Annotated in this window: 22 protein-coding genes and 1 tRNA gene; 14 read left to right on the top strand and 9 right to left on the bottom strand. The window is 35.1% G+C overall.

From position 1 onward, the window contains the following. Positions 1 to 21: 21 nt before the first annotated feature. The 5 genes from N3C60_01435 to N3C60_01415 all read left to right on the top strand — a co-directional run bounded on the left by N3C60_01435 (position 22) and on the right by N3C60_01415 (position 4,231). Positions 22 to 1,125, top strand: coding sequence for a hypothetical protein (locus N3C60_01435; protein MCX8083571.1), 1,104 nt, complete (start codon positions 22 to 24; stop codon positions 1,123 to 1,125). 10 nt (positions 1,126 to 1,135) lie between these two features. Next, entirely contained in the window at positions 1,136 to 1,861 is a 726-nt protein-coding gene (locus tag N3C60_01430) for a hypothetical protein (GenBank protein MCX8083570.1), read from the top strand. 1 nt (position 1,862) lies between these two features. Continuing rightward, positions 1,863 to 3,422 (top strand): L-aspartate oxidase, encoded by a 1,560-nt coding sequence (gene nadB, locus N3C60_01425; protein MCX8083569.1) that lies wholly within the window; start codon positions 1,863 to 1,865, stop codon positions 3,420 to 3,422. Then, a complete protein-coding gene (locus N3C60_01420) occupies positions 3,394 to 4,068 on the top strand; it encodes an MnmC family methyltransferase (protein ID MCX8083568.1) in 675 nt (224 codons plus the stop codon). The genes nadB and N3C60_01420 overlap by 29 nt, the downstream gene beginning before the upstream one ends. 89 nt (positions 4,069 to 4,157) lie before the next feature. Continuing rightward, positions 4,158 to 4,231, top strand: a tRNA-Pro gene (locus N3C60_01415). An 18-nt stretch (positions 4,232 to 4,249) separates the two neighbouring features. On the opposite strand, the gene N3C60_01410 is transcribed toward N3C60_01415, so the two are convergent. The 8 genes from N3C60_01410 to N3C60_01375 all read right to left on the bottom strand — a co-directional run bounded on the left by N3C60_01410 (position 4,250) and on the right by N3C60_01375 (position 12,689). Then, complete coding sequence (locus N3C60_01410) at positions 4,250 to 4,699, bottom strand: DUF2703 domain-containing protein (protein ID MCX8083567.1); 450 nt, start codon at positions 4,697 to 4,699, stop codon at positions 4,250 to 4,252. A gap of 50 nt (positions 4,700 to 4,749) precedes the next feature. Continuing rightward, positions 4,750 to 7,569: an outer membrane lipoprotein-sorting protein gene (locus N3C60_01405; protein MCX8083566.1), complete on the bottom strand. Its 2,820-nt coding sequence runs from the start codon at positions 7,567 to 7,569 to the stop codon at positions 4,750 to 4,752. A gap of 172 nt (positions 7,570 to 7,741) precedes the next feature. Then, positions 7,742 to 8,314, bottom strand: coding sequence for a hypothetical protein (locus N3C60_01400; GenBank protein MCX8083565.1), 573 nt, complete (start codon positions 8,312 to 8,314; stop codon positions 7,742 to 7,744). Positions 8,315 to 8,405: 91 nt separating this feature from the next. Next, positions 8,406 to 10,526, bottom strand: a complete 2,121-nt coding sequence (pnp, locus tag N3C60_01395; GenBank protein MCX8083564.1) for a polyribonucleotide nucleotidyltransferase — start codon at positions 10,524 to 10,526, stop codon at positions 8,406 to 8,408. Positions 10,527 to 10,528: 2 nt separating this feature from the next. Beyond that, positions 10,529 to 10,798 carry a 30S ribosomal protein S15 gene (gene rpsO / locus N3C60_01390; GenBank protein MCX8083563.1) on the bottom strand — a complete coding sequence of 90 codons (270 nt, stop codon included), beginning with the start codon at positions 10,796 to 10,798 and terminating at the stop codon, positions 10,529 to 10,531. Positions 10,799 to 10,896: 98 nt separating this feature from the next. Next, on the bottom strand, positions 10,897 to 11,487 hold the full coding sequence (gene ruvA / locus N3C60_01385; GenBank protein MCX8083562.1) for a Holliday junction branch migration protein RuvA: 591 nt from the start codon (positions 11,485 to 11,487) through the stop codon (positions 10,897 to 10,899). Beyond that, positions 11,447 to 11,959 carry a crossover junction endodeoxyribonuclease RuvC gene (gene ruvC / locus N3C60_01380; protein MCX8083561.1) on the bottom strand — a complete coding sequence of 171 codons (513 nt, stop codon included), beginning with the start codon at positions 11,957 to 11,959 and terminating at the stop codon, positions 11,447 to 11,449. The genes ruvA and ruvC overlap by 41 nt, the downstream gene beginning before the upstream one ends. 1 nt (position 11,960) lies before the next feature. Next, positions 11,961 to 12,689 carry a YebC/PmpR family DNA-binding transcriptional regulator gene (locus N3C60_01375; protein MCX8083560.1) on the bottom strand — a complete coding sequence of 243 codons (729 nt, stop codon included), beginning with the start codon at positions 12,687 to 12,689 and terminating at the stop codon, positions 11,961 to 11,963. A 124-nt stretch (positions 12,690 to 12,813) separates the two neighbouring features. On the opposite strand from N3C60_01375, the gene N3C60_01370 reads away from it, so the two are divergent. From N3C60_01370 to secF, 9 genes are read left to right on the top strand one after another with little or no spacing between them, the layout of a single operon-like run. Next, a complete protein-coding gene (locus tag N3C60_01370; GenBank protein MCX8083559.1) occupies positions 12,814 to 13,311 on the top strand; it encodes a YajQ family cyclic di-GMP-binding protein in 498 nt (165 codons plus the stop codon). Between the two features lie 12 nt (positions 13,312 to 13,323). Then, positions 13,324 to 13,680, top strand: coding sequence for a cupin domain-containing protein (locus N3C60_01365; protein ID MCX8083558.1), 357 nt, complete (start codon positions 13,324 to 13,326; stop codon positions 13,678 to 13,680). A 13-nt stretch (positions 13,681 to 13,693) separates the two neighbouring features. Then, entirely contained in the window at positions 13,694 to 14,110 is a 417-nt protein-coding gene (gene ndk, locus N3C60_01360) for a nucleoside-diphosphate kinase (GenBank protein MCX8083557.1), read from the top strand. A gap of 46 nt (positions 14,111 to 14,156) precedes the next feature. Further along, positions 14,157 to 15,548, top strand: a complete 1,392-nt coding sequence (gene thrC, locus N3C60_01355) for a threonine synthase (protein ID MCX8083556.1) — start codon at positions 14,157 to 14,159, stop codon at positions 15,546 to 15,548. Next, complete coding sequence (gene queA, locus N3C60_01350) at positions 15,549 to 16,568, top strand: tRNA preQ1(34) S-adenosylmethionine ribosyltransferase-isomerase QueA (protein ID MCX8083555.1); 1,020 nt, start codon at positions 15,549 to 15,551, stop codon at positions 16,566 to 16,568. Between the two features lie 9 nt (positions 16,569 to 16,577). Continuing rightward, positions 16,578 to 17,699, top strand: a complete 1,122-nt coding sequence (tgt, locus tag N3C60_01345; GenBank protein ID MCX8083554.1) for a tRNA guanosine(34) transglycosylase Tgt — start codon at positions 16,578 to 16,580, stop codon at positions 17,697 to 17,699. After that, positions 17,692 to 18,018, top strand: coding sequence for a preprotein translocase subunit YajC (yajC, locus tag N3C60_01340; protein MCX8083553.1), 327 nt, complete (start codon positions 17,692 to 17,694; stop codon positions 18,016 to 18,018). The genes tgt and yajC overlap by 8 nt, the downstream gene beginning before the upstream one ends. Before the next feature lie 3 nt (positions 18,019 to 18,021). Then, entirely contained in the window at positions 18,022 to 19,575 is a 1,554-nt protein-coding gene (secD, locus tag N3C60_01335; protein MCX8083552.1) for a protein translocase subunit SecD, read from the top strand. A 10-nt stretch (positions 19,576 to 19,585) separates the two neighbouring features. After that, positions 19,586 to 20,500 (top strand): protein translocase subunit SecF, encoded by a 915-nt coding sequence (gene secF / locus N3C60_01330; GenBank protein MCX8083551.1) that lies wholly within the window; start codon positions 19,586 to 19,588, stop codon positions 20,498 to 20,500. 28 nt (positions 20,501 to 20,528) lie between these two features. On the opposite strand, the gene N3C60_01325 is transcribed toward secF, so the two are convergent. Beyond that, positions 20,529 to 21,149, bottom strand: a complete 621-nt coding sequence (locus N3C60_01325) for a flagellar hook basal-body protein (protein ID MCX8083550.1) — start codon at positions 21,147 to 21,149, stop codon at positions 20,529 to 20,531. Positions 21,150 to 21,200 lie beyond the last annotated feature (51 nt).

Raw genomic sequence — 21,200 nt, 5'->3', positions numbered from 1 at the left:
TCAAAATATTAAGGAAGCGACATGTACAATATACCAAATTTAGTATTTTCTGATAAAAATGGTGTAGTCTACGAACACCCTGTGCTTAAATCTGTATTCAGAACAGGTAGTTATAATATTGTTCCCTATGAGTTAGAGATGATACCATTACCAGAAAACTGCAAATTAATAGCAATACCAGACGCCATCCCCTACTCTTACGATCAGATGCAAGCAAAAATCATTGAATTTTCCGGCGGTTTTCCTGTGTCTGTTGAATTACCCAAAGGATACCTCAGGACATTACTGCCAGCCTACAAAAAAAATACTAATGATAACAACCTCATCTCATCACACTTGACTCCTGTTGGTTGGATGGATGATAGGTTTGTTGTTCCTGCAATATTGATTGAAAAGAAAAATATCATAAACGAAAAGAACAAAAAGAAGATTTTTAGTATTATTCAACATGAGAATATATATTCATTCTTAAACAAACAGTATATGTTAGATTATCTAACAAATTGCGAAATAATTGTCAAAAACCATAAAGAGCTTGAAGCAACGTTTCACTTTATTAGAACCATATCGGACTTACAATTATCTTTTGTAATCACATTGAAATATGATTTAGACAGCAAAACCATTGAAATGATAAAACAGGAAAAAAATGATACCATAACATTAAATTTGAACATAAAAACCTTTTCTATGGAAAAATTCAAAAGCTCTTTAAGTGAATATATAGACTCCATAAGCTTTGATGTCGATTCTTTTAACCCAGATTACCTCGCCAAAAAGGGGATATCTTTTGAAATATTCACCAAACTATTTGAATTCGCTGAAAAACAGAATTTATACATATCCGTAAACTTATTAACATTGCCTGGTTTTACAGATACTGTAAAAGAATATGAGAAAACTCTAGAATTTATATCAACTTTTAAAATAGATTATATCAAATTAAGGGAACTTAAAACAAATCAGGATATCTTTTTTGCTGAAAACAAGATAGAAAATACAGAAATATTTGGATTGAAAAATATGCTCAAATATATTAAAAAGAAGAATAAAAGGGTCAAAATGGGGTATTTCAGCAGAACAAAAAATGAATTCCATCTCCCTGACTCTTTTAAAATAAAATAAGGGGGTAGCTATGAAGAAAATAGTTTTCACACTTTTACTTTTCACACTTTTCTCAATTCCACTGGTAGCAAAAGAGATTGAATTTCAACCAGGTTATACCAATCAGATGTTTAAGGATCTGGCCAAAGACTTTGGTGTAGCATTGGCTTTTAATCCTATGGCACCAGCAGAACCACTTGGCATCACAGGCTTTGATATTAGCGCAGAGATCACTTTTACAAAAATCGATGACAATAAAGACTATTGGAAAAAAGCTTTTAAAAACGAAGATGTATTCCCTGTGATACCTGTTCCAAGATTACACGCCATGAAAGGTTTGCCTATGGGTTTTGATATAGGAGCTATGTACTCAAAGGTACCAGGTTCAGATATACAGCTTTGGGGTATTGAACTTAAATATGCTATTCTAAGTGGAACACCATTAACCCCTGCTCTTGCCATAAGAGGTGCCTTTTCAAAACTTGAAGGTGTGGATGAACTTGATATAAATACACAACAGCTTGATATATCAATCAGCAAAGGTATACTTTTTTTGACACCCTATGCAGGAGTAACTGCCCTTAGGGTGAATGCTTCTGAAAGCTCAAAGTATGTCGCTTTAGATGATGTGCATGAAATGATCTACAGAGCTTTTGCAGGGGTTTCTATTACACCATTTCCATTCTTGAATTTTACTGTCGAAGGCAGTGTTGGACATGCTAATCAATTAGGTTTGAAATTCGGTATTAGGTGGTAGGATGAAAATAGACTCCTATGACTATATAGTCTTAGGTTCTGGAGTAGCTGGACTTAGGGCTGCACTGGAGCTATCGAAACATGGAACTGTAGCAATAATTACAAAGTCTATTCTTGGTGAAGGTAGCACAGAGTATGCACAAGGTGGTGTTGCTGTGGTTCTCTCAGATGATGATGATATCTTTCTTCATTATGAAGACACTATAAATGCTGGAGATGGGTTGTGTGATAAAAACGCCGTGTTAACCCTTGTAGAAGAAGGACCTAAGTACATAAGAGAGCTTATAGCATACGGAGCAAAGTTTGACATGCATGGTGATCATTTTGACTTCACCCGTGAAGCAGCCCATAGTGTAAATAGAATCATTCATGCCAGAGGTGATGCCACAGGGCATGAGATCGTAAGAGCTCTAAAAGAGGCTGTTTCAAAGGTAGGTAATATAGACAAACTTGATAATCATTTCGCTGTAGACCTTATAACTCAAAACAATAAGGTCTACGGCGTTTTTGTCATTAATGAGCTTAATAACGAACAGGAGTTTTACTACTCTAAAGCAATAATACTAGCCACTGGTGGTGCAGGTAGAATCTTCAAGAGGACAACAAATCCCGAAGTGTCCACAGGTGATGGTATAGCTATAGCTTTTAGAGCAAGAGCGACTATAAAAGATATGGAGTTCTTCCAGTTTCATCCCACTGCGCTTCATCTAAAAAATACTCCAGCTTTCTTGTTAAGCGAATCGATGAGGGGTGAAGGGGCTGTTTTAAGAAACATTCATGGGAAAAGGTTTTGTCACAATTATCACCCTATGGCAGAACTGGCACCAAGGGACATAGTGAGTAGAAGTATATTTTTTGAAATGATGAAAACAGACTCAGAATTCGTTTATATGGATTTGACCCACCTTGACAAAGAATTCGTTATAAATAGATTTCCCAAGATATATAATACATGCCTCAATTATGGTATTGATATAACAAAAGAGCTGGTACCAGTTAGCCCTGCAGCCCATTATTATATGGGTGGAGTAAGTACAGATATTTGGGGTAGAACTAATATAGAAAATCTATACGCTTGCGGTGAGGTTGCCTGTACAGGCGTTCATGGTGCTAATAGACTAGCAAGTAACTCCCTTCTTGAAGGTGTGGTATTTGGTGGAAGAAGTGCAAAAGCTGCAATTATCGATACCAAATCATGTGATATTATAAAAGTGGATTATAAAGTAAATAGTTACATCGATCCTAAAGATGTAGAACTAATATACGAAAATGTACAGGAAATCATGTGGAAAAATGCAAGTATCGTGAGAAATGAAAAATCATTAAAAACCTGCTTAGAATATTTAACCTCTGTTTTAAAAGATATAGAAAATAAGACCCCCTTATCAAGGAAATGTGGTGAGCTCAAAAACATTATCACTGTTTCTATTTTGTTAACTACTGCTGCACTTGAAAGAAAAGGTTGCAAGGGAGCCCATTACAGGGATGATTACCCAGAGAAGATTGGAGAAAGCTGGCACATAATCTTTGAAAATGCCCAATTTAGTCCCATTATTAAATGATAAAAAACTTTTTGCTACTGCTGATGGATCCATATCCTTTTACAACCTCACCTATGAGGAAGCTTACCATGCAAAATCGATAGGAGCTTACACAGAAAGTCTGTACAAATATGTATTAGCCTCTGGAATCAGGGAGAAATTGTTAAAAAAATCGATAAAACTCTTAGACATAGGATTTGGGTTAGGTTATAATATCGCAGTAACTATAGAGAAAACTCTTGATCTCAAAAACAGACTCCATATTGTCTCCCTTGAAAAAGATAAAGAACTAATAAATATCGTTTATAATCTTGAGATTCTGTGGCCAGTCAATGGATTTAAAATCTTAAAAAAGTTAATTAAAAATGGTGAATACGATAAATATTACTTTGACCTAAGATATGGTGATGCAGTGACAGAAATTTTAAAAGAAACAGATTCATATGATGTTATATATTTCGATCCCTTTAGCAAAAATAAAAACTCAGAAATGTGGAGCAGAGATGTCATAAATAAGCTTTATGATATTTTAAAGGATGATGGTGTTATAACAACTTATGCCTGTAGTAAAAAAATAAGGGAAGAATTCAGAAATATTGGGTTTAAGTATTTAGAGATAGAAAATCTACCAGATAGTTTCCAAAAAGGCACAATTTTTCATAAATAATACATATCTACCATGTAGTTTTAATAAAATTCAAAAAGTAAAATTTTAGTTGACATAAAATGGAAATTATAATATAAGTTTGCTTCCTTCGGGGCGTAGCGCAGCTTGGTAGCGCATCGGTCTTGGGAACCGAGGGTCGGGGGTTCAAATCCCTCCGCCCCGATACTTTTAAATATCTCTATTAACAGCAACTTCTATTTGGTCTTTTAGGAACATTTATTTCACAACATTGTCCCTTTTCTCCTTTAGCTATTATGTGTGAAGCTGCAAAAAGCCCAGCTTTAATTATAAGTTCTGCTGGTATCGACTCATAAACATAACCATCTATTTCAACGGTTCTACACTCAGCAGGTCCACATACATCACAACATGGACTTTGTCCGAATGTTCCTCCAAGCCAATCCTCTAAGAGTCTCTCGTTGAGCCAAATTTGATTAGATCTTAGCGGATCCCTTTCGAAATCCTCTAAAGAGATTTCACCCTTTTGCAGAACAACATCTACACCCAATGGCAAAAGAGATTCCTTGAGTACGGAAATAGCTTCCTTTATTTCTTGTTCTGTTAATGCACATCTGGGACATGTCTCTCCTTCAGATAATAGGCGCTGCCATTTGATGTTTAGTACTTTCATTTTCATACCTCTTAAGTAAAAATTTTCTCAGCATAAATATATTAACATTTTTATATTTTTTCAACAACCCTTTGCCAGTTAGAAAAGTTTAACTCTATCCTCTGCAAATTACCATCGTAGAAGATAACTTTTACTGGTAAATTGGTTTCTTTAGCTACGAAAACCTCTAACTTGCTATTAGTTGGTTGGTTTGTTTTCAGGGACTTTTCCCAAGTATAACACAATACACCATTTACAGCTACCAGGTTGGACTTTAGATCGAACTTGACATCTTTCAGTTCATGAATAAAATCATCAAGATCATACCTATCAATCTCATCCCTTTTAAATTCTATGTACTTTACAGTCTTAAGCTTATTTTTTTTATCCCATATTATGACAGGATCCATACCACCTGCATCCAATTTCTGCATATCATTGTAGATTGAAACCTTAAAAGCTCTACTATATGTAGGTTTAGTATTTGTGGCTGGATTGTAGTAGTTTACACTAACATCTGCTGTAAAGTTTTTGATAGAGACTGGAGCCACATTAACAAAAGGCTCTTTTGTATTAATATTTTCTTTGTGAACAAAAACTTTTTTATCGTAAAAAAGATTATCTTTATTAATATATCCCGATATACTCTTTTTCCGGTCTTCGTCAGACAGCTTAGCTATGTTAGTATGTTCAAACTTTTTCCCTTCGGTGAAAAAGGTAACCGACTCTATTACTCTATAATCTATATTACCAGATGTATTTGAAAAGTTCCCTTTGAATTTTTCAAAAGAAGTGGTTAGTTGTTCCACATAACCACCTATCTCCATCTCCCAGGGTCCAGTATCAGATACTATTTGTTTAAAACCCTGAACAGGTTTAGTATTCAGTCTAAATTCTTTTATTTGTTTGGTTTCAGTTGATTTTTTCCCATAAGGATGATCTATTATAACAAAGTAATAAGGACTAATTATAGAAGGTGCAGATGTTCCTTCATAGCTAAATATAACTGAACTGTTTTGGGAACTGAGCTTGTCATCTTCTTGTAAATACCTACCATCTATCGCCACATCAATACCTTCAGATTCTTTTTTATTGCTGGATACAACAAACCCCTCTTTTTCTAAAATTGCATATACTTTATCAAAAGGTCTTATATCATAATTAGAAAAAAGAAATACCCCATTGATCACTTGAGCCTGAAATTTTATAGGATACGAAATAGGGATGGATACATTTTCTGTTGCATGGATAGGGATATTATTTGTTCTTTCTACAACAACAGAAATAGATCCATTATACTTTGGAACTCCGTCAGCTGCATTCACATAACCCTTAACAACATTTTGGATAAAATCCACCTTTTCTATAAATACTTGATCATATGGAAATGTTGCTTCTTTAGATTCGGAGAAATTATTGGTAGTACCAGGAATCTTTACACTAACATAATCACCTTTTCTTAGATCAAACGAAAATCTAAAATTACCATTTTTATCAGTTTTTCCATTTATCAAACGTTCTTCACCAGCACTAGTAGTAATTTTGATACTTACATCTTTATCTGCGTATGGATGTAAACCTTCTATTATCTGCCCTTTTATAGTATCAGTGTAAGCGCATACATCAGTAAGGGAAATACTATATCGACTGGTTCTTTCTTTTATGTAACTAAAAAGAGGATATTTATATTCATACAGATCCTTGCTTTTATCGAAAGATTTTATTTTGACTTTGCCAGTAACTTTCATGAAACCATCCCCTTTTATGCTTAAAAAATCACCTGTTGCTCCTTTAACATTGGATTTAACATCTAACAATAGCCCTATCTTATTATCTAAAACTATTTTACCTTTGTTTATCACTTCAAAAATCACCTCAGCCAAGATACTCGCCTCACCTTTTAGATTAGCAGATAAGGAAACATTATCAGCATTCACCTTGAAATCAAAATCTTTTACTGTATTAAAACTTGTTGGGATAAAATATGCTGTATCCCCATATAAACCAGCCTTTAAAGAAGCATTTTGAGTTATGGCATAGGCAAAGGTAATCGAACCATCAACACCAATAACAAGATAAAACCCAATCCCAACCTTACACCCATCAGCAGGAATACTGTATTCATATAGTGGTATTTTAACATCTTTTTCTAAGTCAGCATGAAATTTAACATCTACCTGTGCATTTTGGGATGTAATGAATATAAATTTATAGCCACTGTTTTTAGAATATTTTACTTCAACGGAAGGTGCATCAACTATAATAAATCCTTTAAGAGCCACTTCCACAAGCTTTCCTTCTTTATCATAACCTGGAAGTTTTTTCTGTTCATCAAAATAAAAAGCAAAACCTGTCCCTTGAAATGTAGTTGATTTTTTCCCCAAAGAAACAGCTTTTATTCCAGGAGCAAGCTTTACAATATTTGCGTCGTTGAGAAACAGTTTTTGCTCGGCTATTGTTATATCTTCCACAATATCATCATCGGCTTCCATAACAATATAATAACCATCATCACCAACGATGAACTTCATTGCCAATAAAGAATAGGGATCTGCATAAATCTCTCCAGGCTGAACAAAAGGTACCAATCTTCCATTAATTTTACCATTTTCTGTATTCTCCCTTATAATCTTGGTTTGATCGTCTGTGAGCCAATTAACTTTTTCTTTTAATTTTAGATTAACATTTTTTAGTGAGACTGGCTTTATGCCACTCTCTCTTGCCCTTAGGGAGATCTCAGGTAAGTCTGTTGGCCCTATGTTTTTTAGCGTCTTTATGGCTATGGGATTAAAATTTGGAGAAATGTCCAATGTTTTTGCCATTGAAAAATCTGAATTAATCAAAATAAACAAAAAAACCACTGATACTAACAGCCTATAAAGTATAAACATACAAACCTCCTTTACTGTTTAAATATCAGTTCGAAAAGCTTTTAAGGAGGATTAAAATAGTCCGGGACATTATGTAGCATGACATGATGTTAGGGCTATAAAATTATCTCCTCTAATTTAATTGTAAAAGGTATTTGTGATATGTCAAATAAAGTTTACAAATTTTTAAATATTATCTCTTAATCTTATCAACATATTGAGGATATAAATCCTTAAAACAATCTGAACAGATCCCGTGGCTAAACATGATACCTACTTTTTGAAAATAATTTTCAAAATACATCCAATTCTCATTATCCCTTATTTTTTTGCATTTGGAGCAGATGGAAATTGGCTTCAAATTTAATTTTTGATATTCTATAAATTCTGTACAAACTTTTATAAGCTGAATATAACCCAAAATATCTTCCCTATCCCTTATTATTAAAATATTAAACTCCCTGTACTTTCCATCAACTGGACTCTTCTTAATAAATTTTATAATAGACTGATACCTATGATATTTACTAACAAAACAATCTTCACAAATTGTATCACGTCCCCTAATAACCCTATAACACTTTTCCCCCAAAAGACGTCTTCCTATAGGTATAAAATCAAGATCCTTCCAATTACAGTATAAAATATTTAAGTCTTTATCCATTATATTCACAGTATAACCTAAAATGTCTAATAAAATAAGTTGCTCAGAATCTGGGTTAGGATATTTAATTAGACCTGAAAGGGTGTTAACTTTCTCCAGCATGAAATAGCTTAAATTTTATTTTAAAATAAGTCAAGAAGAATATAAAAACACAAGTGGAAATATTATCCACCTGTGATTTATATAATCATTTTTAATCAGTGTGCTGTATCTTTTCTAAAATTGCTTTTCTCGATATTTTGTGGCGTCCTCTTTCATCTTTCCCCATGTATTTAACTTGAACAATATCTCCTACCTTTAGGTATTTTGAAATATCGTCTATCTTTTCATGACTGTACTGGGAAACATGTAAAAGAGCTTCTAATCCCGGAGCTATCTCAACAAAGGCACCATAATCCATAATCTTTTTCACTTTACCTTTGTAGGTTTTATCAATGGTAAGGTCTCCTATGATGGCCTCTATCATACCTATTGCACTATCGATAGCATCCTTAGAGCTTGCAAATATATTGACAACACCACCATCAAGGATATCAATGGAAACACCAGTTTCCTCAATAATCGCTTTTATATTTTTACCAGCCGGGCCAATTATAAGCCCAACCTTTTCAGGATCAACATTCATCGTAACAAAGCGGGGTGCATAAGGTGAAAGATCACTTCTTGGAGCAGATAAAACAGCTTTCATTTTCTCCAATATATATAATCTACCAACTTTTGCTGCAGCAAGGGCCTCCCTCACCAGATCCATTTTTAAACCTTCTATCTTTATATCCATCTGAAGAGCAGTGATGCCATCTTTTGTACCAGCCACTTTAAAATCCATATCACCGAGATGGTCTTCAATCCCCATAATATCACTTAATATCGCATATCTACCCTTTTCATAGATTAATCCCATAGCAATACCAGCCACTATATCCTTGATAGGCACACCAGCATCCATAAGAGCTAAGGATCCACCACATACAGATGCCATAGAAGAAGAACCGTTTGACTCCAATATTTCAGACACTACTCTTATTGTATAGGGAAAATCAGATTCATCGGGGATAACATAAGAAAGAGCCCTTTCAGCCAAAGCACCATGCCCCACTTCCCTTCTACCTGGAGCACCCATTCTACCAACTTCACCTACAGAAAAAGGTGGAAAATTGTAATGCAGCATAAATCTCTTAGAAGAGTTACCTTCGATATCATCCACCATCTGGCTATCCATCTTTGTACCCAAAGTTGCAGAGACAAGAGCCTGTGTCTCACCTCTTGTAAAAAGTGCAGACCCATGAGCCCTGGGAAGAAGCCCCACCTCTATATCTATAGGTCTGATTTCATCATACGCTCTGCCATCTACCCTAATCTTATTTTCAAGAGTGATCTCTCTAAATATCTTCTTTTCCACTTCATGATATGCTTCAGAAAATAGTGTCTTGTTTTCCTCAAACTGGTCACCCAATTCGTCCTTAAGTTTTTCGAGGTATTCATTTTTTACCCTATCTATCGCCTCATATTTCTCTTTTTTACCTTTAGTCATCACAGCATCAAAAAGAGCCTGTTTACAGTCAGCATACACCTTTTCAAGAATATCTGTAGGAACAGAAAAATCTTTGAACTCAGCCTTTGGTAATCCAATCTGCTCCCGCATACCCTTTTGTACTCTTACAATCTCTTTAATAGCTTCGTGCCCTCTTTCAAAGGCTTCCACAACCTCTTCCTCAGATACATTTTTCATCCCAGCTTCAACCATTACAATGGCATCTTCAGTACCAGCTAAAACTATATTCATAGTAAGCTGATCAAATAGATCTGCATCTGGGTTTATAATATACTCACCGTTTAACTTGCCAACCCTCACAGCACCAACAGGACCATTAAAGGGGATATCAGAAATCATGAGGGCTGCGCTGGCAGCATTTATGGACAGAATATCTGGAGAGTTCTTTTGATCACTTGATACAACTGTTACCACAATCTGAACTTCATTTCTAAATCCATCTGGAAAAATAGGTCTCAATGGTCTATCGATGAGCCTTGATATAAGGGTCTCTTTGTCAGATGGTTTCCCTTCTCTTTTAATAAACCCTCCGGGAATCTTACCAACAGCATAAAACTTTTCAATATAATTAACTGTAAGTGGGAAAAAATCGATATCATCAGGAACATTCTTACTCATCACAGCAGTGACAAGAACAACAGTATCCCCTTGTTTTGCCCATATACTTCCGTTTGTCTGCTTTGCCTTCCAACCGGTTTCTAAAATTATAGGCTCGGCATCACTGCCAAGCCTTATTTCAAAAGACTTAATATCTTTTTCCATCATTACTTCCTTATACCAAGTCTTTCGATCAACTGCTGATATCTATTGAAATCTTTTCTTTTTAGATAATCAAGCAGTTTTCTTCTTTTACTTACCAACATTAAGAGCCCTTTTCTTGAATGATGATCCTTTACATGGGTCTTAAAATGTTCTGTAAGCTGGTTTATCCTTTCAGTTAAAAGGGCAACCTGGACTTCTGGAGAACCTGTATCATTCTCCTTCGTTTTGAACTTTTCGATAAGTTCTTGCTTCAATGCTTTTTCTAATGCCATTACACACCTCCGAATTTGATACTATAACATATTTAGACTATTTTACAAGTATTTTGTGACAAAAATTTATGATTCATACAAAGATCAATTGTAACCAATTACTGATTCAATAGCCTCAAGGCTTCCCTTAAACGATCCTGTAACGTTTTATATGATGGATCTATCTTTTTAATTACAGCCAGAGCATCCCCTCGCTTATAACCAAAATTTATCAAAGCGCTTACCAAATCCGAATCGTTATCCAATAAATCTGATGAAAAAACCTCGACCTCATCAACTTTATCCCTAAGCTCCAATATAATCCTCTCTGCAGTTTTTTTACCAACACCAGGGGAAATGGCAATCGAACCTATATCTCTCTCTTTAATAGCTCTTTTAAGGACATCAACATCAATGGAAGAGAGAATAGAAAGAGCTATTTTAGGTCCAATCTTCGATACAGTATTTAGCAATCCAAAAAGCTTTTTTTCCTCCTCGTTTAAAAAACCATATATCGTAATACCATCTTCCCTGACAACAGTTTGGGTGGGGATGGTCACCTCATAATTTACCTCTGGCAAACCTGAATAACACTTTAAGGTTATAAAAATCTCAAAATAAATGTTGTTTACATCCAAGATAATTCTATCTGGATATTTTTCAACCAATTTACCTTTTAATCTTGCAATCATAAACGATACCTTTTTCATAACAGGTTAACTGAAAAGCCAAACAGATAGCACAAGCCAGAGCATCACTGGCATCAGATGCAACCCCAGAAAGATCAATCTTTAGTAGAATCTCCACCATCTTTCTAACCTGTTCCTTATCTGCCTTTCCATAACCAACAACAGCTTTTTTTATCTGTAAAGCACTAAACTCAAAGAGATCCACCTTATTGGATAATAGCGTAGATATTATAGCACCCCTTGTCTCACCCAAAAGGATTGCACTCTTAATATTAACAGAATAAAATATATCTTCTACAGCAGCGTAAGCTGGCCTGTACTCTGTTACCAGTGAATGCACACCATCAACAATACTTTGTAACCTTTTCACCAATGATTGTTTAGGATCAGTCTTGATTACATCGTGTTTTATATAACCCAAGTTTTTCCCTTCAAGCTGCAGTATACCAACCCCTGTTTTGTTTAAACCCGGATCTATTCCAAATATGATCAAATTACTCTACCATATCAAAATTAGAATACACTTCCTGCACATCGTCTAAGTCTTCGAGGGCTTCAAGCAGAGCCATTGTTTTTTGAGCTTCTTCACCTGACAGCTCTATGGTATTTTTTGGTCTCATTGTGATTTCCGCATACTCTATTTTTATATTGTTAGACTCAATAGCCTTTTTTACATTTTCATAGTTGGATGGATCGGTGATTACTTCGTAACTTTCTTCGTCCCCAACCACATCTTCTGCCCCAGAATCTATAGCAAGCATCATTATTGTATCCTCATCTACTGCATCTTTTGGAATATTTATTACCCCTTTTTTATCAAACATCCACGCAACACAACCTGCTTCCCCCAAACTACCTCCCCTTTTTGTAAAAGTTGACCTAACTTCTGCAACTGTTCTATTCTTGTTATCGGTTAACGCCTGAACAAGTATTGCTACACCACCAGGTCCGTAACCCTCATACATTACATCCTCATAGTTTGCACCATCACCTTCTCCTAAACCCTTTTTAATAGCCCTTTCCACATTCTCTTTTGGCATATTAGCGGCTTTAGCCTTATCAAGAGCAAGCCTCAACCTTGGGTTGAACTCTGGGTCTGCACTTTGTCCTATTTTAGTAGCCACCGTAAGTTCTTTGGCTATTTTTGTAAAAATCTTCCCCTTTTTTGCATCTTGAGCAGCTTTTCTATGTTTTATATTTGCCCATTTACTATGTCCAGCCATTAAAACCTCCACAAATTTTGGGTGTGATATTATAATCATAAAATATTTTTTTTCAAGATTTTTCTTGATTTTAAGTTTAGAATATGTCATATTTTCTATTTGTGATGTTAAAAAGGAGGTAAGTATGGCTGAAGAGCATTCCTTCGACATCGGTTGTGAAATAGATTTTCAAGAGGTATCAAATGCTGTTAATCAAGCCAACAAAGAGATCGAGCAAAGGTTTGACTTTAAGGGTTCTGCCAGTAAAATAGATTTCAACAAAGGTGAAAAGGAGATCACTATCATCTCCGATAACGAAGGAAAACTAAAAAGTGTACACGAAATACTTATTTCAAAACTTGTAAAAAGGAATGTATCTGTAAAAGCCCTTATCTTTGGCAACATAGAAAAAGCATCTGGTAATACAGTCAGGCAGAAAATAACCTTTCAACAGGGCATCCCCCAAGATAAAGCAAAGGAGATTGTAAAAACAATAAAAGACTCCAAAATAAAAGTGACTGCTTCAATAAACGACGATAAAGTAAGGGTAAAAGGTAAAAAGATTGACGATCTTCAAGAAGTAATAAAGCTAATAAAGTCAAAAGATTTTGGCATAGAAATACAATTTACTAATTACAGATAGGAGAAAACGCTCATGATAATAAGAGGTGAAAATTTAGAAGGAAAGATAATCGAAAAACCACGAGAGGGTCAAGGAAGTCTTGTCAATTTCGGGTATGAAGGGGTACATGGTATTAAAGGTAAAATCAAAATGTTTTCTGTAGTAAATCTTCAGCCTGACTCATCTGTAGGTTACCATCAACATGTAAATGATATGGAGATCTATCTTATGTTAGATGGCACTGGAGTAGTAAATGATAACGGAAATATCGATATTTTAAAACCCGGGGATATGTTAATTACTAATTTTGGAGAATTCCACTCCATAGAAAACAAATCAGCAGAACCTATTACTTTTTTAGCCATTATAATGGATAAAATTATAAACTAGGAGGAATAGATCAATGGAAAGAACATTTGCTATCATTAAACCTGATGCTGTCGCTGCGGGTAATTCTGGAAAAATTATCGATCGCATTGAGAAAGAAGGCTTTAAGATTGTAGCAATGAAAAAATTGTGGATGACCAAAAAGATGGCTGAAGGTTTCTATGCCGTCCATAAGGACAAACCTTTTTTTAATGCCCTCACAACATTTATGAGTAGTGGACCATCCATTGTTATGATTCTTGAAAAAGAAAACGCCATAGCAGACTGGCGAAAACTTATGGGAGCAACAAACCCAGCTAACGCTGAAGAAGGAACAATCAGAAAAGAGTTTGGTAAAAATATTGATAACAATGCAGTTCATGGCTCTGATGCCCCAGAAACTGCTGCCCAAGAAACAAGATACTTTTTTGCTGACATAGAAATAGTCTCATGAGAAAGGGGGGCTCCCCTTTTCCTTTTAAATTTTTTGAGGTGAAACGATGAGATACAAAAGTACAAGGGGAAAGGTAAAAAGTATTTCATTTTGTGATACCGTTCTTATGGGTTTGGCTGATGATGGTGGGCTTATAATACCTGAACATATCCCAGATATTTCAGAAGCATTACCAGTATTAAAAAATCTCCCCTATAAAGAGCTTGCTTTTAACATAATTTCAAAATTTGTAGATGATATCCCAGCAGAGGAGCTAAAAAACATAATAGAAAAAAGTTACTCCACTTTTGATACAGATGAAGTTATACCAGTAAAAAAGTTTGGGAACAATCTTTTTATAGGTGAGATTTTTCATGGCCCCACTTACGCTTTTAAGGATATAGCATTGCAATTCTTAGGTAATCTTTTTGAACATGTTTTAAATAAACAGCAGAAAAATATAAATATTTTAGGTGCCACCAGTGGAGATACCGGTAGCGCTGCAATTTATGGTTTTAAAGGGAAAAAAGATATAAACATATTCATCCTTCACCCTTTCGGAAAAGTTAGCCCCGTCCAAGAACTACAAATGACAACAGTAACAGATCCAAATGTATTTAACCTAGCCATAGATGGAACATTCGATGATTGTCAACATATCGTCAAATCGATTTTTAATGACCTTGATTTTAAAAAAAGATATTCTTTAGGTGCAATAAATTCGATAAACTGGTCAAGGGTCTTAGCTCAGGTCGTATACTATTTTTTCACCTATTTTAGAGCTACAGAAAACTTAGAAGAATTTCCAAAGGTATATTTTTCAGTACCCACAGGTAACTTTGGTAATATATTTGCTGGTTTTATTGCTTGGAAGATGGGATTGCCTATAAAAAAACTGATATTAGCTACTAACGAAAACAATATACTAACCAGGTTTATACAAAATGGTGATTATAGTGTCAGTGAAGTAGTCCAAACCTACAGCCCATCTATGGATATTCAAGTGGCAAGTAATCTAGAAAGGTACCTTTATTTCCTTTACAATGAAAACTCAGAAATCCTTACAAAAAAGATGTTTGAATTTCAAGAAAATCATAAGCTAACCTTTTCCAAAGAGGAACTTACCAAAATCCAAGAAACATTCATTTCCATATCCACAACCAACGATGAAACCCTAAACACAATAAAATCATTTTACAATACCCATGGTTATATCTTAGATCCCCATACAGCTTGTGGCGTAAACGCTGTTAAAAAGATTGATGATGGATCAAGCTATTTCATCACACTGGCTACAGCTCATCCAGCCAAGTTTGAAGATGCTATTATAAAAGCTATTGGTAAAAAACCAGAAGAACCAGATAGAATAAAGGCTATAAAGACAAAAGAAAAAAGGTACTCAAGACTGCCTAACTCCATTGCGGAAGTAAAAAACTTTATTAAGAGGCAGTTAAGCTAAATGTCATATAAGCTTTCTGATTTCGATTTTGATCTACCAGAGGAACTCATAGCCCAATACCCACTTGAAAAAAGAGAAGACTCAAGACTTTTAGTAGTAGATAGAAATACCAAAAAATATTTCATCACAGAGTTTAAACATATAAAAGACTATCTGCCTAAAAAGAGCTTCTTGGTTTTAAACAATACAAAAGTGATAAAAAGTAGACTTTTAACCAGAAAAGATACCGGTGGCAAGGTGGAGCTGTTTTTTTTAGAACAAATCGAGAAAAATAGATTTAAAGCTTTAACAAAAGGTAATTTAAAGAAAGGAGATTTATTAAAATTTGATAATCATATAGGAGTCAAAATTCATTCAGAAGATGGAGATGGCATAAAGATAGTAGAAGTCTTAGGTACAGACCCTCTGGAGCTATTAGAAAGATACGGTCATATCCCTTTGCCACCTTATATAAAAAGAAACGATGAACAACTGGATGAACATAGGTATCAAACGGTATATGCATCTAAACCTGGTTCAGTAGCTGCCCCCACAGCAGGGCTACATTTCAGCGAGGAGTTACTTCAAAGCATAGGAAAGGATCATCCATTAATAGAAATAACATTAAACGTAGGCATAGGTACATTTAAACCTATAAAAACCGAAAATATCAACGATCACAAAATGCACCAAGAACGATACTACATACCCAAGTCATCATTCGATCAGATAAATGATCTAAAGTTAAAGGGTTACACGTTGATTGCCGTTGGGACAACATCCCTTAGATCTCTGGAATCTTCGTCAGAAGATGGTTTATTGACAAGATATGGTGAACAAGTGACAGATATATTTATAAAACCTGGTTATCAGTTTAAAATTGTTGATCATCTTATAACAAATTTTCATTTACCAAAATCAACGCTATTTATGCTTGTATGTGCTTTTGCAGGAATAGATTACATGAAAGAAGTCTATAACTATGCGATAAAAAACAGATTGAGATTTTTTAGTTATGGAGATGCAATGCTTATATTATAGGAGGTTGATATTTTAGAGTTTAAGATAGATGCCAAAGATACCACATCTGCTGCAAGAGCAACAACCATAAAAACTTCAAAAGGTATAATACAAACACCGATCTTTATGCCAGTGGGCACTGTTGGATCTGTAAAAACCCTCACCCCGGAAGAACTTTATGATATAGGTGCAACCATCATCTTAGGTAACACATATCATCTACATCTAAGACCTGGGGAAGACATTGTGGAACACTTTGGTGGTTTACACAGGTTTATGAACTGGCAAAAAAGTATTCTAACAGACAGTGGAGGTTTTCAGGTTTTTAGTTTAGCCGATCTGAATAGGATTAGTGACGATGGAGTCGAATTTAAATCACATATTGATGGAAGCAAACATTTCTTTTCCCCCGAGATCTCCATGGAAATACAAAAGAAATTGAGCTCTGACATTGTAATGGCTTTTGATGAATGCGCTCCTTACCCATCTGAAAAAGAGTATGTATTAAAAGCTTTAGAAAGAACAACAAGATGGGCTGAAAGATGTAAAAAATATCCACTAAATCCACATCAGTCCCTGTTTGGAATTGTTCAGGGGGGTGTGTTTAAAGATTTAAGGAAACTTAGTGTTGACCAATTAATAAACTTAGATCTTCCAGGTTATGCCATAGGTGGATTGAGTGTAGGTGAAGAGATACCTCTGATGTATGAAACAGCAGAGTTCACAGCACAACTATTACCAGAAAATAAACCAAGATATCTTATGGGAGTAGGAACCCCTGAAGATATTCTTAACTGTATTGAATACGGCATAGATATGTTCGACTGCGTTATGCCCACAAGAAATGCAAGAAACGCCTTACTTTTCACTTCAGAAGGGAGGCTTTCAATAAAAAGAGCCGATTTAGCTAAATCAGAAGATCCTATAGATAAAAACTGCGACTGCTACACCTGTAAAAATTTCTCAAGAGGTTATTTAAGACATCTCTACAAAGCAGGAGAAATACTTTCTATGAGACTTAACACCATTCATAATCTACATTTCTACATTTCTCTTGTAAAATCTGCGAGAAATGCTATAATCTCTGGCAATTATAAAAAATTTAAAGAAGAGATGTTAAATAAACTAAAACAAGGAGGAAACAATGTTTGAATCATTAGCTTATGCATCAAATGGAGCTCAAGGGGGTAACCCTTTAACGGGCCTTATACCTTTAATTTTGATTTTCGGTGTATTCTATTTTTTATTGATTAGACCCCAGCAAAAAAGGCAAAAAGAGCACATGAAAATGATAGAATCTTTAAAAGCAGGTGACGAAGTCATTACTTCAGCAGGTATTTACGGCCGTATAGATAGGGTATTGGATCAGAATACGTTTGATGTGGAGATAGCTAAAGGTGTTATAGTCAAAATGACTAAAAATGCTATCGCTGCCAAAGTGAATCCAACAAGTCAAACGGAGGTTAAATAACCGATGCAACTTAAGTTAAGATGGATAACCATCGCAATAGTCTTTGCGGTGGCTTTATTTTTTATGTTTCCATTGGATAAAAGGATAAAATTAGGTCTTGATCTTAAGGGTGGTATGCACTTAGTATTGGGGGTAGAGACAGATAAAGCAGTCCAAGCTAAAATCGACACGTTGACAACTCAGATAAGAAAGGAGTTAAGAAATTCCAAGATAAACTTTTCATTTGTCCAAAAAAATGAAAATAACAAAATAACAATAGGTATACCTGATGCCAATGAAAGAAAGAAGATCATCGAACTATTAAATAAAAACTATCCGATCCTCAAAGAAAGCGGTTTGACAACCGATGAAAAGATCATAGAACTATCACTTGATCCGGATGAAACCAAGAGAATTAAAAATTACGCCGTAGAACAGGCCGTCCAGGTAATAAGAAACAGAGTTGATCAGTTTGGGGTAAACGAGCCAATTATACAAAGACAGGGAACGGATCATATCTTAGTGCAACTTGCAGGCATAACAGATCCAGAAAGAGCTGTAAATCTCATAGGAAAGACAGCACAACTCAAATTTTATCTTGTGGATGAAGCTGCCAACAATGAAGAGACAATAAAGTCTGGTAATATACCTGCAGATTCTATAGTTCTTTACAGCAAAAAAATAGACAAAGTCACAGGACAGGTTACCTCCACTATACCTTACGTTCTGAAAAAAGATGCTGTCTTGACAGGTGACTATCTTGTAGAAGCAGAGGTAAGAATATCCTCCCAATTTAACGAACCCTATGTATCTCTAAAATTTGACCCGGCAGGCAGCAAGCTTTTCGAAGAAATTACCGCGGAAAATGTGAACAAAAGGATGGCTATAGTACTTGATGACAATGTTTATTCCGCCCCTGTTATCAGGGAAAAGATAGCTGGTGGTGAAGCCCAAATTTCAGGTAATTTCACCCTTGATGAGGCAAAAGATCTAGCCATTGTTCTTAGGGCTGGTAGTTTGCCCGCACCTGTTAAGATTTTAGAAAACAGAACTATAGGGCCATCATTGGGTAAAGATTCGATCAATAAAGGTATTATAGCTGGTATAATTGGAGTTGGTGCAGTTATTTTATTTATGTTAATCTACTATAAGTTTTCTGGTCTCATAGCAAGCATTGCTCTTTTGACAAATGCAATCTTGATTCTTGGTGCTATGGGGATGTTTAAAGCCACATTGACATTACCTGGTATTGCAGGGTTAATACTTACAATGGGTATGGCCATCGATGCAAATGTTCTGATCTTTGAACGTGTCCGTGAGGAGCTAAGAATCGGTAGAACACCAATGAATGCCCTTGAAGCTGGGTTTGAAAAAGCCATGTCCACAATCATCGATGCCAACATAACTACCCTTATTGCAGGTTTGGTTTTGTTTCAATTTGGGACAGGTCCAGTAAAAGGATTTGCTGTTACGTTAACTATCGGTATCTTATCCTCAATCTTCACAGCTGTTACCCTATCCAAAACTATTTTTCTGACCCTTTATGGCAATAAAGAGATCAAAAGGCTAAGTGTATAAGGAGTCGATGATGGCAGAGTTTTTAGAATTAATAAAACACAATTCAAAAATAGATTTTTTAGGAAAAACCAAACTATTCTTTATAATATCAGGATTGTTAATAGTGCTATCTATCATTCTAATAACCACAAAAGGATTAAACTATGGTATCGATTTTTCTGGAGGAACAGTAATCCAAATAAAATATGACAAAACCCCAGATATCAATAACTTGAGAAAAGCATTAAATGAATTAAAGATTGGGGATGTATCTGTACAAAACTTTGGCAATCCCAACGAAATTTTGATAAGATTAGGTAAAACTCAAAATATCCCTTTAGAGGAGTTATCTAAAAACATACAGGCTAAGATAGCTATTGTAGAACCCAACAATAAGTTTATCGTTGAAAGAATCGAACAGGTGGGCCCACAGGTCGGCTCCGAGTTGCAGTACAAAGCAATGATGGCTCTCATATATGCAAATATTGGTGTTTTAATATATGTGGCTATCAGATTTGAGCTTATTTACGCCATAGGTGCCATTTTAGCATTAGTACATGACGTAATTATAACATTGGGTTTTTTAAGCCTAACCTACAAAGAGTTTAATCTAACAGTAGTAGCTGCTTTGCTTGCTCTCATCGGTTATTCCCTCAACGATACAATTGTTGTTTTTGACAGAATAAGGGAAAGGATCAGAAACTCTGTAGACACCAAAATAGATATAAAAGATATTATGAATAAAAGTATCAATGAAACACTGAGTAGAACAATTATCACCTCTTTTCTAACATTTTTAACAGTATTATCACTTATGATTTTCGGTGGCGAGGTGATAAATCCTTTTGCTTTTACGCTCGTTGTAGGCATTGTTATTGGTACTTATTCATCTATAGGTATAGCCAGTGCACTGGTATTCACAATAAAGCATTTAAGGAATAAATAATCCCGGGTGGGTCCTCCCACCTGTTTATTTAACCTACAATGTTTACTATATTCCCCACCATCTCATCTATCGTCTTGATGCTCTTCACATTTACTTGAATATACCTGAGGTTTGTTATACTGTCCACCATCTCCCTTGCCAAATCGACATTGGAAGCTTCTAAGAAACCTGATAAAATCTCGTAGCTTGACTCAGGAATAGGTATACCACTTGGATCATATAGATCAATCTTACCCTTAAGCTCACCGTCTGCATACACATTACCCTTGTTATCTATTTCTATCTTACTGGAATCCTTACCCACATTGACACCCAGTTTTCTTCCAGAAACATCCACCAAGTCACCATTTTTATCTGCACTAAAAATACCGGTACGGGTGTAAGTAAATTTATCCCCATCACTTACTCTAAAATACCCTTTACCATTGATAGCCAAATCCAAAGGCCTACCAGAGTTTATAAAATAACCAACACCATCATCTGTAGTTACTGAGTAGAGTTCCACTCCACCCTTTGAAAACTCTTGTAGATGTGAAATTTTTGCTTTGAAACCTATGGAATTTATATTGGATATATTATTAGCTGTTATTCCATACTTTTTATTTCCAGCATTTATTGCAGAAAGTGCATAAAATAGACCTGGTATCATCTTTACCCCTTTTATAATAAGATATCGACCAAAATATTAAATTTCAATTGT

It is taken from the genome of Calditerrivibrio sp. (genome assembly GCA_026415135.1).
GTDB lineage: Bacteria > Chrysiogenota > Deferribacteres > Deferribacterales > Calditerrivibrionaceae > Calditerrivibrio.
Note: the sequence above shows the minus strand (reverse complement) of the source record. Positions and strands in the feature narration are given on the sequence as shown.

Bases quoted from the DNA above. Each gene is read 5' to 3' on its own strand.
- N3C60_01435 (MCX8083571.1), top strand. From the start codon at position 22: ATGTACAATATACCAAATTTAGTATTTTCTGATAAAAATGGTGTAGTC.
- N3C60_01430 (MCX8083570.1), top strand. From the start codon at position 1,136: ATGAAGAAAATAGTTTTCACACTTTTACTTTTCACACTTTTCTCAATT.
- nadB (MCX8083569.1), top strand. From the start codon at position 1,863: ATGAAAATAGACTCCTATGACTATATAGTCTTAGGTTCTGGAGTAGCT.
- N3C60_01420 (MCX8083568.1), top strand. From the start codon at position 3,394: ATGCCCAATTTAGTCCCATTATTAAATGATAAAAAACTTTTTGCTACT.
- N3C60_01410 (MCX8083567.1), bottom strand. From the start codon at position 4,699: ATGAAAGTACTAAACATCAAATGGCAGCGCCTATTATCTGAAGGAGAG.
- N3C60_01405 (MCX8083566.1), bottom strand. From the start codon at position 7,569: ATGTTTATACTTTATAGGCTGTTAGTATCAGTGGTTTTTTTGTTTATT.
- N3C60_01400 (MCX8083565.1), bottom strand. From the start codon at position 8,314: ATGCTGGAGAAAGTTAACACCCTTTCAGGTCTAATTAAATATCCTAAC.
- pnp (MCX8083564.1), bottom strand. From the start codon at position 10,526: ATGGAAAAAGATATTAAGTCTTTTGAAATAAGGCTTGGCAGTGATGCC.
- rpsO (MCX8083563.1), bottom strand. From the start codon at position 10,798: ATGGCATTAGAAAAAGCATTGAAGCAAGAACTTATCGAAAAGTTCAAA.
- ruvA (MCX8083562.1), bottom strand. From the start codon at position 11,487: ATGAAAAAGGTATCGTTTATGATTGCAAGATTAAAAGGTAAATTGGTT.
- N3C60_01375 (MCX8083560.1), bottom strand. From the start codon at position 12,689: ATGGCTGGACATAGTAAATGGGCAAATATAAAACATAGAAAAGCTGCT.
- N3C60_01370 (MCX8083559.1), top strand. From the start codon at position 12,814: ATGGCTGAAGAGCATTCCTTCGACATCGGTTGTGAAATAGATTTTCAA.
- N3C60_01365 (MCX8083558.1), top strand. From the start codon at position 13,324: ATGATAATAAGAGGTGAAAATTTAGAAGGAAAGATAATCGAAAAACCA.
- ndk (MCX8083557.1), top strand. From the start codon at position 13,694: ATGGAAAGAACATTTGCTATCATTAAACCTGATGCTGTCGCTGCGGGT.
- thrC (MCX8083556.1), top strand. From the start codon at position 14,157: ATGAGATACAAAAGTACAAGGGGAAAGGTAAAAAGTATTTCATTTTGT.
- queA (MCX8083555.1), top strand. From the start codon at position 15,549: ATGTCATATAAGCTTTCTGATTTCGATTTTGATCTACCAGAGGAACTC.
- yajC (MCX8083553.1), top strand. From the start codon at position 17,692: ATGTTTGAATCATTAGCTTATGCATCAAATGGAGCTCAAGGGGGTAAC.
- secD (MCX8083552.1), top strand. From the start codon at position 18,022: ATGCAACTTAAGTTAAGATGGATAACCATCGCAATAGTCTTTGCGGTG.
- secF (MCX8083551.1), top strand. From the start codon at position 19,586: ATGGCAGAGTTTTTAGAATTAATAAAACACAATTCAAAAATAGATTTT.
- N3C60_01325 (MCX8083550.1), bottom strand. From the start codon at position 21,149: ATGATACCAGGTCTATTTTATGCACTTTCTGCAATAAATGCTGGAAAT.